This window comes from Streptomyces sp. UW30 (assembly GCF_008042075.1).
In the GTDB taxonomy this organism is placed as follows: Bacteria; Actinomycetota; Actinomycetes; order Streptomycetales; family Streptomycetaceae; genus Streptomyces.
Window position 1 is genome coordinate 449,510 of the sequence record NZ_RDBN01000053.1, and the last position, 13,372, is coordinate 462,881.

The 13,372-nt window shown below is 69.3% G+C and carries 12 protein-coding genes; 6 read left to right on the forward strand and 6 right to left on the reverse strand.

The features are described 5' to 3' along the window. Positions 1-193: 193 nt before the first annotated feature. The gene (locus EAO75_RS36215; RefSeq protein ID WP_147999368.1) at positions 194-997 is read left to right on the forward strand and encodes a DUF427 domain-containing protein; all 804 of its coding nucleotides are present in this window, start codon (positions 194-196) and stop codon (positions 995-997) included. Here EAO75_RS36215 and EAO75_RS36220 read toward each other — a convergent pair. From EAO75_RS36220 to iolC (EAO75_RS36245), 6 genes are read right to left on the reverse strand one after another with little or no spacing between them, the layout of a single operon-like run. Continuing rightward, positions 987-1,772 (reverse strand): GntR family transcriptional regulator, encoded by a 786-nt coding sequence (locus EAO75_RS36220; protein WP_147999369.1) that lies wholly within the window; start codon positions 1,770-1,772, stop codon positions 987-989. The genes EAO75_RS36215 and EAO75_RS36220 overlap by 11 nt on opposite strands. Positions 1,773-1,806: 34 nt before the next feature. Further along, positions 1,807-3,300 (reverse strand): CoA-acylating methylmalonate-semialdehyde dehydrogenase, encoded by a 1,494-nt coding sequence (locus EAO75_RS36225; RefSeq protein ID WP_147999370.1) that lies wholly within the window; start codon positions 3,298-3,300, stop codon positions 1,807-1,809. Positions 3,301-3,360: 60 nt separating this feature from the next. Then, on the reverse strand, positions 3,361-5,238 hold the full coding sequence (gene iolD / locus EAO75_RS36230) for a 3D-(3,5/4)-trihydroxycyclohexane-1,2-dione acylhydrolase (decyclizing) (protein WP_147999371.1): 1,878 nt from the start codon (positions 5,236-5,238) through the stop codon (positions 3,361-3,363). A gap of 8 nt (positions 5,239-5,246) precedes the next feature. Then, positions 5,247-6,134 (reverse strand): 5-deoxy-glucuronate isomerase, encoded by an 888-nt coding sequence (gene iolB / locus EAO75_RS36235; protein ID WP_147999372.1) that lies wholly within the window; start codon positions 6,132-6,134, stop codon positions 5,247-5,249. A 56-nt stretch (positions 6,135-6,190) separates the two neighbouring features. Then, positions 6,191-7,078, reverse strand: coding sequence for a deoxyribose-phosphate aldolase (locus tag EAO75_RS36240; RefSeq protein ID WP_187284731.1), 888 nt, complete (start codon positions 7,076-7,078; stop codon positions 6,191-6,193). Positions 7,079-7,113: 35 nt separating this feature from the next. Further along, positions 7,114-8,073 (reverse strand): 5-dehydro-2-deoxygluconokinase, encoded by a 960-nt coding sequence (gene iolC, locus EAO75_RS36245; protein ID WP_147999374.1) that lies wholly within the window; start codon positions 8,071-8,073, stop codon positions 7,114-7,116. Between the two features lie 310 nt (positions 8,074-8,383). On the opposite strand from iolC (EAO75_RS36245), the gene EAO75_RS36250 reads away from it, so the two are divergent. The 5 genes from EAO75_RS36250 (at position 8,384) to iolC (EAO75_RS36270) (ending at position 13,371) form a co-directional block, all read left to right on the forward strand. Beyond that, entirely contained in the window at positions 8,384-9,400 is a 1,017-nt protein-coding gene (locus tag EAO75_RS36250; RefSeq protein ID WP_147999375.1) for a sugar ABC transporter substrate-binding protein, read from the forward strand. After that, on the forward strand, positions 9,400-10,479 hold the full coding sequence (locus EAO75_RS36255; RefSeq protein WP_147999376.1) for an ABC transporter permease: 1,080 nt from the start codon (positions 9,400-9,402) through the stop codon (positions 10,477-10,479). Before EAO75_RS36250 ends, EAO75_RS36255 begins: the two co-directional genes overlap by 1 nt. Before the next feature lie 6 nt (positions 10,480-10,485). Beyond that, entirely contained in the window at positions 10,486-11,394 is a 909-nt protein-coding gene (locus tag EAO75_RS36260) for an ATP-binding cassette domain-containing protein (RefSeq protein ID WP_147999377.1), read from the forward strand. A 55-nt stretch (positions 11,395-11,449) separates the two neighbouring features. Further along, a complete protein-coding gene (locus tag EAO75_RS36265) occupies positions 11,450-12,307 on the forward strand; it encodes a sugar phosphate isomerase/epimerase family protein (RefSeq protein ID WP_147999378.1) in 858 nt (285 codons plus the stop codon). Positions 12,308-12,390: 83 nt separating this feature from the next. Continuing rightward, positions 12,391-13,371, forward strand: coding sequence for a 5-dehydro-2-deoxygluconokinase (gene iolC / locus EAO75_RS36270; RefSeq protein ID WP_147999379.1), 981 nt, complete (start codon positions 12,391-12,393; stop codon positions 13,369-13,371). Position 13,372 lies beyond the last annotated feature (1 nt).

Sequence of the window (13,372 nt, forward strand, 5' to 3'; positions counted from 1 at the left end):
GCGTTCATGGTGCTGGAGTCTCCGGGAATCGATCCGACGGGTATCTCCGTGACGCCTTATGTCGACGTCATATGTTTACGATGTATATGTACATGTTTGCCCCAATCTGACCGTTAGGTCAAGCCCCGGCTCGACCCGGCCCGCCCGCAACCCCCGGAGTACGCTCCGAAGAGGAGCCGAAGGAGAGTGGGCCATGCCTGTGTTCCCCAAGGAGCGGAACGTCCGTACGACCCCCGAAGGCCTCCTGTGGGAACCCAGCGAGCGCTGGGTGCGCGGCCTCAAGGGTGACGTCACCGTCGTCGACAGCCGGCACCCCGTCCTGGTCTGGGAACCCGACCGGCCCGTGCCGTGCTACGCGTTCCCGCGCGAGGAGGTCCGCACGGACCTTCTCCGGCCGGCCAAGAACCCGTCGCCGGGCAAGCACACGGGGTCGCAGATCTTCTACGACCTCGAAGTCGACGGAGAACTGCTGGAGAACGCGGCGTGGACCTTCCCCGGCGCCGACCTCGCCGGGCACATCGCCTTCGAGTGGTTCTGGCACCGGGGGAGKGGCCTCGACCACTGGTACGAGGAGGACGAAGAGATCTTCATCCACCCGCGCGACCCGCACAGCCGGGTGGATGCCATGCCCAGCAGCCGTCATGTCCAGGTGGAGATCGGCGGCACCGTAGTGGCGGACACGCACCGCCCCGTGCTGCTGTTCGAGACGGGTCTGCCGACGCGGTACTACATGCCCCGCGAGGACGTCCGGCTCGACCTGTTCGAGCCCACCGACCACAGCACCGGGTGCCCGTACAAGGGCACCGCCCAGTACTGGACCTGGAGCGGCGAGGGCGAGGTCCCGCCGAACATCCTGTGGAGCTACGCCGAGCCGCTGCCCGCGGTGGGCCCCGTCAAGGGGCTCCTGGCCTTCTACAACGAGGCCGTCGACATCCGCGTGGACGGTGAACGGCTCCAGCGGCCGGTCACGCCGTTCACCGCGAGCCTCAAGGCCTGACCAGCAGCCGGAAGTCGAACGCGTACCGGGACGCGCGGTAGGTGTGCGTCCCGTACTCGACCGGCCGCCCCGTGTCGTCGTACGCCGTGCGCTGCATGGTCAGCAGCGCGGCGCCCTCCTTCTCGTCCAGCCGCTGCGCCTCCTCGGCCGTGGCGCAGCGGGCGCCGATGGTCTGGCGGGCGCTGTGCAGGGTGATGCCGACCGCCCGCATCATCCGGTACAGGCCGGTCGACTCCAGCCGGGCCGTGTCGAGGTCGAGCAGGCTCGCGGGCAGGTAGTTGCAGAGGATGGCCACGGGCTGGCCGTGTGTGCAGCGCAGCCGCTCCAGCACCGTGACCTCCGCGCCCTCCGCGATGCCGAGCGCGGCCGCGACGTCGGCGGCCGCCGGGACGCGCTCGTTGCGCACGACCTGCGTGGTCGGCCCCTGCCCCGCCGCCTCCAGGTCGTCGTAGAGGCTGCTCAGCTCCAGCGGGCGCTTCACCTGGCTGTGCACCACCTGGGTGCCCACCCCGCGCCGCCGCACCAGCAGCCCCTTGTCGACGAGCGACTGGATGGCTTGGCGGACGGTGGGCCGGGACAGGCCCAGCCGCACCGACAGGTCGACCTCGTTGCCCAGGAGGTTGCCCGGGGCGAGGGCCCCGTGCTCGATCGCCGCCTCCAGCTGCTGGGCGAGCTGGTAGTACAGCGGTACGGGACTGCCCCGGTCCAGGGCGAAGTCCAGCGAGTCCAGCGCGGAGGCGGAGCCGGCACGTGCGGAGCCGCGGGTCTTCGCCATGGGACGACCTCCCGGTCAGGGTGTCAGGAATTGCTCAGGAGTTGCTGGGGAAACCGAGGTTGATGCCGCCGTCGGACGGGTCCGGCCAGCGTGTGGTGATCACCTTCCCCTGGGTGTAGAAGGCGATGCCGTCGTTGCCGTAGATGTGCAGGTCGCCGAAGAGCGAGTCCTTCCAGCCACCGAAGGAGTGGTAGCCGACGGGCACCGGGATCGGCACGTTCACGCCCACCATGCCCGCCTTGACCTCCAGCTGGAAGCGGCGGGCGGCGCCGCCGTCCCGGGTGAAGATCGCGGTGCCGTTGCCCCAACGGGAGCCGTTGATCAGCTTGATGGCCTCCTCGTACGTCTCCGCACGCACCACCGCCAGCACCGGACCGAAGATCTCGTCCCGGTACGCGTCCGCCGTCAGCGGCACCCGGTCGAGGAGGGAGACGCCGAGGAAGAAGCCGTCCTCGTGGCCCTCAACGCTGTAACCGGTGCCGTCGACGACGACCTCGGCGCCCTGCCCGGCGGCCGACGACACGTACGACGCCACCTTGTCGCGGTGCTCGCGCGTGATCAGCGGCCCCATCTCGGAGGCCGGGTCATTGCCGGGGCCGATCTTCAGGTTCTTCGCACGCTCGGCGATCTTGCCGACCAGCTCGTCGCCCGTGTCACCGACCGCGACCACGACCGACACGGCCATGCAGCGCTCGCCCGCCGAGCCGTAAGCGGCGTTGATCGCCTGGTCGGCGGCGAAGTCCAGATCGGCGTCGGGCAGGACCAGCATGTGGTTCTTGGCGCCGCCCAGGGCCTGCACGCGCTTGCCGTGCTCGACCGCCTTGAGCTGGATGTACTTCGCGATCGGCGTCGAGCCGACGAAGGACACCGCCTCGATGTCCGGGTGCTCAAGAAGCCGGTCCACGGCCACCTTGTCGCCCTGGACGACGTTCAGCACACCCTCCGGCAGGCCGGCCTCGGAGGCCAGCTCGGCCAGCCGGTACGACGCCGACGGGTCCTTCTCGCTCGGCTTCAGCACGAAGGTGTTGCCGCACGCGATGGCCAGCGGGAACATCCACATCGGCACCATGGCGGGGAAGTTGAACGGCGTGATGCCGGCGACCACGCCCAGCGGCTGGCGGATCGAGGCCACGTCCACGCGGGACGACACCTGCGTCGACAGCTCGCCCTTCAACTGCACGCTGATCCCGCAGGCCAGCTCCACGATCTCCATGCCGCGCGCGACCTCGCCGAGCGCGTCGGAGTGCACCTTGCCGTGCTCGGCGGTGATCAGCTCGGCGATCTCGTCGCGGTGGGCGTCCAGCAGCTCGCGGTACTTGAAGAGGATCGCCGTGCGCTTGGCCAGGGAGGACTGGCCCCAGCTCTCGAACGCGGCCTTGGCGGAGGCGACAGCGGCGTCCACCTCGTCCACGGTCGCGAAGGCGACCTGCTTCTCCTGGGCGCCGGTGGCCGGGTTGTAGACGGGGGCGAAGCGGCCGGAGCCGCCCTCGACGGGCTTGCCGTCTATCCAGTGGGTGATGGTCTTCATGGTGCGGAAGGGCCTTTCATGAGGGCGTGCGGAGGGGGAGTTCAGAGGTGGCGACGGCGATCACAGGTGGTGGCGGCGTCCGGTGACGTGCTGGTCATAGCGTTCGCGGGCCTCGACGGCGGCCTCACGCGAGGCGACCTCGGCCACGGGCACGTCCCACCAGGCCTCGGCGCCCGGCGAGCCCGGGTTCATGATGTCCGTCTCGACGTACACGCAGGTCGGCCGGTCGGAGGCGCGGGCCGTGGCCAGCGCCTCGCGCAGTTCGAGCACCGTTTTGGCGCGCAGGACGTCCATGCCGAGGCTGGCCGCGTTGGCGGCGAGGTCGACGGGGAGCGGGGCGCCGCTGAAGGTGCCGTCGGCGGCGCGGTAGCGGTAGTCGGTGCCGAAGCGCTCGCCGCCGGTCTCGGCCGACAGTCCGCCGATGGAGGCGTAACCGTGGTTCTGGATCAGCACGATGTTGACCGGCAGTCCCTCCTGGACCGCGGTCACGATCTCCGTCGGCATCATCAGATAGGTGCCGTCGCCGACCAGCGACCACACCGCAGTGTCCGGGGCGGCCTGCTGGATGCCGATCCCGGCCGGGATCTCGTAGCCCATGCAGGAGTAGCCGTACTCCAGGTGGTACTGGCGCGGCGAGCGGGACCGCCACAGCTTGTGCAGGTCGCCCGGGAGCGAGCCGGCCGCGTTGATCACCACGTCGTCGTCGCCGACGACCGCGTCCAGCGCGCCCAGCACCTGGGTCTGCGTCGGTACGGCCGTCTCGTCGTCGGCTCGGTAGGCGGCCTCGACGACCGCGTCCCAACGCTCCTTGCCGGCGCGGTACTCGGCCTCGTACGCGGCGTCCACGCGGTGGCCGGAAAGCGCCTCCGCCAAGGCCGTGAGCCCGGCCCGCGCGTCGCAGACCAGCGTCCGGGCGGCCAGCTTGTGCGCGTCGAAGCCGGTGATGTTGAGGTTGAGGAAACGCACGCCCGGCTGCTGGAAGAGGGTGCCGGACGCGGTCGTGAAGTCCGTGTACCTCGTCCCCATGCCGATCACGAGGTCGGCGGTGCGCGCGATGTCGTCACTGACCGACGTGCCGGTGTGGCCGATGCCGCCGAGGTCGGCGGGGTGGTCGTACCGCAGCGAGCCCTTGCCCGCCTGGGTGGAGGCGACCGGGATGCCGGTGGCCTCGACGAACGCCTTCAACGCGTCCTCGGCCTCGCTGTGGTGGACGCCGCCGCCCGCGACGATCAGGGGGCGCTCGGCGGCCCGGATCGCCTCGACGGCCGCCGCCAGCTCGACCGGGTCCGGCGCGGGACGCCGTACGTACCAGACGCGCTCGGCGAAGAACTCCTGAGGCCAGTCGTATGCCTCCGCCTGCACGTCCTGGGGGAGGGCCAGCGTCACCGCGCCGGTCTCGGCCGGGTCGGCGAGCACGCGCATGGCGTTCAGCGCGGACGGGATCAGGGCCTCGGGGCGCGTGATCCGGTCGAAGTACTTCGACACCGGCCGCAGGGTGTCGTTGACCGACACGTCCGCCTCGGTCGGGTGCTCCAGCTGCTGGAGCAGCGGGTCGGGGGCGTGCGAGGCGAAGTAGTCGCCGGGGAGCAGGAGGACGGGGAGACGGTTGATCGTCGCCAGGGCCGCACCGGTCACCAGGTTCGTCGCGCCGGGACCGATCGACGTCGTCACCGCCTGCGCGGAGAGCCGGTTGAGCTGGCGGGCGTAGCCGACGGCCGCGTGCACCATGGACTGCTCGTTACGGCCCTGGTGGTAGGGCATGACGTCCTCGCCGGCCTGGAGGAGAGCCTGGCCGAGGCCGGCCACGTTGCCGTGGCCGAAGATGCCCCAGGTGCCGGCGACCAGCCGGTGCCGTACGCCGTCGCGCTCGGTGTACTGGGCGGACAGGAACCGCACCAGCGCCTGGGCGACGGTCAGGCGGACGGTGGATGGGCTCATCGGGGACCTCACTGGGACGGAGCGGTGTAGAGGGGCAGACGGGGGTCGACGGGCTGGTCCGGCCAGGTGCCGCGGATCCAGGCGTGATCGGGGTGGTCGCAGATCAGCCAGGCGCGCTCGGCCTCGGGGCCCGCCATGACGTTGAGGTAGTACATGTGGTGGCCGGGCACCGCCATGGAGGGCCCGTGCCAGCCGTCGGGGATCAGCACGACGTCGCCGCCGCGGACCTCGGCCAGGACGTCGGTGTTCCGGCCGTGGCCGGACGGGGAGACACGCTGGTATCCGAGGCCGGGGGTGCCTTCGTGGGCGGCGAACTCGAAGTAGTAGATCTCTTCGAGGACCGACTCCTCGCCGGGGCGGTGCTCGTCGTGCTTGTGCGGCGGGAAGGACGACCAGTTGCCGCCCGGCGTGATGACCTCGACCGCGATGAGCTTGTCGCACTCGAAGACCCCTGCCGCGCCGAAGTTGTTCACCTGGCGGGAGGAGTTCCCCGTGCCGCGCAGCTCCACCGGCACCGACGACGCCGGTCCGTAGCGGGCGGGCAGCCGCCGCGAGCAGCGCGCGCCGGTCAGCGCGAACCGTCCGCCGCCGGGCGACGAGACGGTCGTACGGGCGTCCCGCGGCACGTAGGCGAAGTCGCTGACCGCGCTGAACACGCTGTCGCGGCCGGTGAGTTGAAACGTGTCATGGCCGAAGTCGTCGGTGGCCTCGACCGTGCAGCCGCCGTTCAGCGGCAGCACGATCCACTCGCTGTCACCGGTGTCGAAGCTGTGCGAGCCGCCGGGCGGCAGCTCCAGGACCTTCAGGCTGGAGTAGCCCCAGCCGGCCTTCTCGGGCGTGACGTCCACGACGTACGGGCCGCCGAGCGCCTTTCCCGCGGGAAGGTGATACGTCATCGTGTTCCTCCGGGTCACGACAGGCAGGTCACAACAGGTGGGTCACAACAGGCGGGTCACAGCAGACCGACGGCCGTGTCCACCGCCGTCTCCACACTGCCCTCGGCCGGGTAGAGCAGCGAGCGGCCGACGACCATGCCCTGGACGGTGGGCAGCCTGAGCGCCTTGCGCCAGCGCTCGTACGCCCCCGCCTGTTCTTCAGCGGAACCCCCGACATCGCCGCCCAGCAGAACGACGGGGAGCGTGGACGTCTCCAGGACCTCGGCCATGTCGTCGGGGTCGTCGGTGACGGGCAGTTTCAGCCAGGTGTAGGCCGAGGTGCCGCCGAGCCCCGACGCGATGGCGATCGACTTGGTGACGGCCTCCGCGGACAGGTCGTTGCGCACCTTGCCGTCGATCCGCCGGGAGAGGAACGGCTCGACGAACAGCGGCAGCCGCAGCGCCGCCATGGCGTCGATGGCGCGGGCCGTGGACTCCAGGGTGGTCAGCGAGCCCGGGTCGTCGTAGTCGATACGGACCAGCAGCTTGCCCGCGTCGAAGCCGAGCCTCGCGATGTCCTCGGCGCGGTGGCCGGTGAAGCGGTCGTCCATCTCGAAGCACGCGCCGGCCAGGCCCCCGCGGTTCATGGAGCCCATGACAACCTTGTCGTCCAGCACGCCGAGGAGCAGCAGGTCCTCCAGTATGTCGGCGGTGGCCAGCACTCCGTCCACGCCGGGCCGGGACAGTGCGGTGCACAGGCGTTCCAGCAGATCGGCCCGGTCGGCCATGGCCAGGCGCCGGTCGCCGACACCGAGGGCGCCGCGGGCCGGGTGATCGGCGGCCACGATCATCAGGCGGCCGCTGTCGCCGATCAGCGGGCGGCGCACCCGGCGGGCCGCGGCCTCGGCGATCGCCTCGGGGTGCCGGGCTCTGATCGCGGTGAGGTCGGGGATGGTGATGCTCAAAGGAAGCTCCGTTTCAGGGGTGGCTCGGCCGGCCGTCATGACGCCCGCGCGAGGAGGTCCTCGACCTCGGACTCGGTGGGCATCGCGGAGGAGCAGGCGAGGCGGGAGGCGACGAGCGCGCCGGCGGCGTTGGCGTACCGCATGGTTTCGGCCAGATCCCAGCCGGACAGCAGCCCGTGGACCAGCGAGCCGCCGAAGGCGTCGCCCGCGCCGAGCCCGTTGGCGACCTCGACCGGAACCGGCGGCACCTCGGCCTCCGTGCCGTCCCGGTGCACCGCCAGCACGCCCTTGGGGCCCTGCTTGACGACCGCCAGCTCCACGCCGGCCGCCAGGAGCGCCTCGGCGCAGGCACGCGGCTCACGGACCCCGGTGGCGACCTCGCACTCGTCGAGGTTGCCGACGGCGACCGTGGCGTGCCGCAGCGCCTCGGCGTAGTACGGGCGGGCCTGGTCCGGGTCGCGCCAGAACATGGGGCGCCAGTCGAGGTCGAAGACCGTGGTGCCCGCTTTGTCGCGTGCCTTGAGGGCCGCGAGGGTGGCGGAGCGGCTCGGTTCCTCGCTCAGGCCGGTGCCGGTGATCCAGAAGACACGGGCCGCGCGGATCGCCCAGTAGTCCAGTTCGTCGGAGTGTATCTCCAGGTCAGGCGCCTTAGGCTGCCGGTAGAAGTACAGCGGGAAGTCGTCCGGCGGGAAGATCTCGCAGAACGTCACCGGCGTCGGATACGCGGCGACCGGCGTCACCCAGCGGTCGTCGACGCCGAAGTCCCCCAGGGCCTCGTGCAGGTAGGCGCCGAAGGGATCGTCGCCGGTGCGCGTGATCACGGCGGTGGTGCGACCGAGCCGGGCGGCGGCGACGGCGACGTTCGCGGCGGAGCCTCCGAGGAATTTGCCGAACGTCTCCACCTGCGTCAGAGGGAGGCCGGACTGCAAGGGGTAGAGGTCGACTCCTATTCTTCCCATCGTGATCAAGTCGAAGGACTTGGCTGACTCGGCCATGCGTGACGCTCCTAGAGCTGGACAGGGGTTGCAGGTCCCCAGGGGCCTGCCGCCTCCCAGGTGTAGGACGTGAAGGCCGACGCTGTCAATACTTTGTACTTACATTCGGACCTGAGTGTGAAATGATGTCTTAACAAAGTATTGACAGCGGGCGCATCTAGGGATTGGATCCCGTCCCAGCGAAGCCGCCGTGTTCCACGGCACACATGGCCCGGACAGCGCACAGGTCCGGGCCGGGATCCAAGTGATCGTCACTGATCACCACCCTTTCCCCGTCGCACACCCCGTCGCACAGTGAGGTGCTGGAAAGATGGACCGCTCTTACCCCCGCTCCCGCAAGCTGGTCCCCCTGGTGGCCATGGCCGCCGCGGCCGCGTTGACCCTCGCAGGCTGCTCCAGCAGCTCTGGTGGCAAGGAATCCGAGGAGAGCGCGGAAGGCGCCTCCGCGGGCAAGGCCAACACTCCCCGGATGACCGTCGCCCTGGTGACCCACCAGTCGCCCGGTGACACCTTCTGGGACATCGTCCGCAAGGGCGCCGAGGCGGCCGCCGCCAAGGACAACATCAAGCTGATCTACTCCGCCGACCCGAACGCGGGCAACCAGGCCAACCTGGTGCAGAACGCGATCGACCAGAAGGTCGACGGCATCGCGATCACCCTCGCCAAGCCGGACGCCCTGAAGGACGTCGTCGGCAAGGCGAAGGCGGAGAACATTCCGGTCGTCGGTCTCAACTCCGGCGTCAGCGAATGGCAGAAGCTCGGCCTGATGGAGTTCTTCGGCCAGGACGAGACGGTGGCCGGCGAGGCGCTCGGCAAGCGCCTGAACGAGGCCGGTGCCAAGAAGGCCGTCTGTGTCATCCAGGAACAGGGCAACATCGGCCTCACCCAGCGCTGTGACGGCGTGAAGAAGACGTTCGAGGGCACGACCGAGACCCTGAACGTCAACGGCACGGACATGCCGTCCGTGAAGTCCACGATCACCGCCAAGCTCAAGACGGACAGCGACATCGACTACGTCGTCGCCCTCGGCGCCCCGTTCGCGCTGACGGCCGCACAGTCGGTGGACGAGGCGGGCAGCAAGGCGAAGGTCGCGACCTTCGACCTGAACAAGGAACTGACCGGAGCGATCAGCAAGGGCGACATCGAGTTCGCCGTCGACCAGCAGCCCTACCTCCAGGGCTACCTGGCGATCGACTCCCTGTGGCTCTACAAGAACAACGGCAACTACATGGGCGGCGGCGAGGCCCCGGTGCTGACCGGTCCGGCCTTCGTCGACAAGACGAACGTCGAGAAGATCGACGCGTTCGCCTCGAAGGGCACTCGGTGATGAGCATGACCCAACAGGCTGAGCCGGCGGTGACCACACCGCCGGCCTCCGGCCCCGGCAAGGAATCCGACGGGCGGACCCGGCAGCGACCTCTGGCGCTGCGCCTCCTCGCCCGTCCCGAGGTCGGTGTATTCCTCGGTGCGGTCGCGGTGCTGGTCTTCTTCCTCATCACGGCTCCGGCCGTGCGTGACGGCAGCTCGATGGCGAACATCCTGTACCAGTCGTCGACCATCGGGATCATGGCCCTGCCGGTCGCGCTGCTGATGATCGGCGGCGAGTTCGACCTGTCCGCCGGTGTCGCCGTGATCACCTCGGCCCTGACCGCGAGCATGGTCAGCTACCAACTGACCATGAACGTCTGGGTCGGTGTGATCGTCGCCCTGATCGTCTCCCTCGCGGTCGGTCTGTTCAACGGGTGGCTGCTGGTCAAGACCGGGCTGCCGAGCTTCCTCGTCACCCTGGGCACCTTTCTGATCCTGCAGGGCGTGAACCTGGCGGTGACCAAGCTGGTCACCGGCAACGTCGCGACCGACGACATCAGCGACATGGACGGGTTCGAGCAGGCCAAGGCGGTCTTCGCGTCGTCCTTCGACGTCGGCGGGGTCAACGTGAAGATCACCGTGGTGTGGTGGCTGGTCTTCGCCGCCATCGCGACGTGGGTGCTGCTGCGTACGAAGTACGGCAACTGGATCTTCGCGGTCGGCGGCAACCAGCAGTCCGCGCGGGCGGTCGGTGTCCCGGTGACCTTCACCAAGATCTCGCTGTTCATGCTGGTCGGCTTCGGCGCCTGGTTCGTCGGCATGCACCAGCTGTTCTCGTTCAACACCGTGCAGTCGGGCGAGGGCGTGGGCCAGGAGCTCATCTACATCGCCGCGGCCGTCATCGGCGGCTGTCTGCTGACCGGCGGTGCGGGTTCCGCGATCGGCCCGGTCTTCGGCGCGTTCATGTTCGGCATGGTCCAGCAGGGCATCGTCTACGCCGGCTGGAACCCGGACTGGTTCAAGGCGTTCCTCGGCGTGATGCTCCTCGGCGCCACCCTGATCAATCTGTGGGTCAGCCGTACGGCGACCAGGAGGTGACCTGAAATGACGACCACCCAAGGCACTCACGGCGCCATCCTCACGGACACCGCGCCCGAGGACGACAGCCCCGTCGTCGAACTCCGCAACGCCGGCAAGTCGTACGGCAATATCCGTGCGCTGCACGGCGTCGATCTGAAGGTGTTCCCCAGCCAGGTCACCTGCGTGCTCGGCGACAACGGCGCCGGCAAGTCGACCCTCATCAAGATCATCTCGGGTCTGCACCAGCACACCGAGGGCGAGTTCCTCGTCGACGGCGCGCCCGTGCGGTTCTCCACCCCCCGCGAGGCCCTCGACAAGGGCATCGCCACGGTCTACCAGGACCTCGCCGTCGTCCCCCTGATGCCGGTRTGGCGGAACTTCTTCCTCGGCTCCGAGATGACCAAGGGCCCCTGGCCCGTGCGCCGCCTCGACATCGAGAAGATGAAGAAGACCGCCGACGAGGAACTGCGCAACATGGGCATCATCCTCGACGACCTCGAACAGCCCATCGGCACCCTCTCCGGCGGCCAGCGCCAGTGCGTCGCSATCGCCCGCGCCGTCTACTTCGGCGCCCGCGTCCTSATCCTSGACGAGCCGACCGCCGCCCTCGGCGTCAAACAGTCCGGCGTCGTCCTGAAGTACATCGCCGCCGCCCGCGACCGCGGCCTCGGCGTCATCTTCATCACCCACAACCCCCACCACGCCTACATGGTCGGCGACCACTTCAGCGTCCTGCGCCTGGGCACCATGGAACTCAACGCCTCCCGCGACGAAGTGAGCCTCGAAGAGCTCACCAACCACATGGCCGGCGGCACCGAACTCGCCGCACTCAAACACGAGCTGTCCCAGGTCCGCGGCGTCGACGTCGAAGAACTCCCCGAAGCCGCAGACCTCACCGCACCCGTGGCGAGCGCGCCCGAAGCCTCCGGCTGACCACACCGCGCGCCGCACCCGCTCCACACGCACCTACTGACGAAGGCATTCCCTGATGAAGATCGCCCTCGACCCGTACATGATCCGCGATGTGCCGTTGCTCGAACTCCCGGCCGTGGTAGCGGAGTTGGGCTACGAGTGGATCGAGCTCTCTCCCCGCGAGGATTTCATTCCGTTCTTCCGGCACCCGCGCGTGGACGACGCCACCGTGCGGAAGTTCCGCAAGGCACTGGACTCGGCGGGTGTCGGCATCTCCTCCCTGCTGCCGCTGTTCCGCTGGTCAGGACCGGACGAGGACGCCCGACAGGCCGCCGTGCGCTACTGGAAGCGCTCCATCCAGATCTGCGCGGACCTCGGCGTGGACAGCATGATCTCCGAGTTCAACGGCCGCCCCGAGGACCCGGACCGCAGCGAGGCCCAGTTCTGGCGCTCGATGGACGAGTTGCTCCCGCTCTTCGAACGCGAGGGCATCACGCTCACGCTGGAGCCGCACCCTGACGACTTCATCGAGAACGGCTACGACGCCATCAACCTGATCCGGGGCATCAACCACCCGAACGTCAGCTTCCTCTACTGCGCGCCGCACACGTTCCACATCGGCAACGACGCCCCCGGGATCATCGAGTACGTGGGCGACCTGCTCACGCACGTCCATCTCGCCGACGCCTTCGACCACACGGCGTCCTCCGGCAACCGGTACATCCTCAACCCTCCGGGCACGCCGGCCCGCATCCACCAGCACCTCGACATCGGCCAGGGCGAGGTCGACTTCGACGAGCTCTTTCGCGAGCTGAGGACGCACGGCTTCGACGGCACCCTGACGGCCTGTGTCTTCGCCTGGGAGGAGCGGGCGAAGGAGTCGTCCCTGTTCATGCGCGAGAAGATCGCCGACCATCTGGCCATTCAGCCCTGACAACCTATTGACATGACATTTAGCGCAGGGCATCGTACTGCCAGGATTTAAAGCGCTTTAGATCGCGAAGGGACACCAGCCTCATGCCGTTCGAAGTGCTCACCATGGGCCGCGTAGGAGTGGATGTGTACCCGCTTCAGACAGGCGTGGGGCTGGCCGAAGTCACCTCGTTCGGCAAGTACCTCGGTGGCAGCCCCACCAACGTCGCCGTCGCCGCCGCCCGTTACGGGCACTCCTCCGCCGTGATCACCAAGACGGGCCGCGACCCGTTCGGGGACTTCGTCCGTACGGCCCTGGAGGGCTACGGCGTCGACACCCGCTTCGTCGGTACGTCGGACATCGCGCCGACGCCGGTGACGTTCTGCGAGATCTTCCCGCCGGACGACTTCCCGCTGTACTTCTACCGCCTGCCCAAGGCTCCCGACCTGGACATCCGCCCGGAGGAACTGGATGCGGACGCCGTCCGCGGCGCACGGATCCTGTGGATCACCGGCACGGGGCTGAGCGAGGAGCCGAGCCGCTCGGCCACCCTCGCCGCCCTCGCCCAGCGGGCCGAGACGGGCACGACGGTCTTCGACCTCGACTGGCGGCCCATGTTCTGGGCCCATCCCGAACAGGCCCGTATCTACTACGCCGAGGCCCTGCGGCACACCACGGTCGCGGTCGGCAACCTCGACGAGTGCGAGGTCGCCACCGGTGAGCGGGAGCCTTACGCCGCGGCCAAGGCACTGCTCGCCGCCGGAGTCGAGCWGGCCGTGGTCAAGCAGGGGCCGCGGGGCGTCCTGGCCATGGACCGGGACGGCTCGACCGCGGAGATCCCGCCGGTCCCTGTGGACGTCGTCAACGGCCTCGGTGCCGGTGACGCCTTCGGCGGCGCGCTCTGCCACGGCCTGCTGTCCGGCTGGGACACCCGCCGCACGGTCACCTTCGCCAACGCCGCCGGTGCCATCGTCGCGGGCCGGCTGTCCTGCTCCGACGCGATGCCGACCGAGTCCGAGGTCGAGACCAAGCTCCACGCGGCGAGCCTCTCCCCCACCACCGCCCCTCTCGAACGAAAGGCGTGAC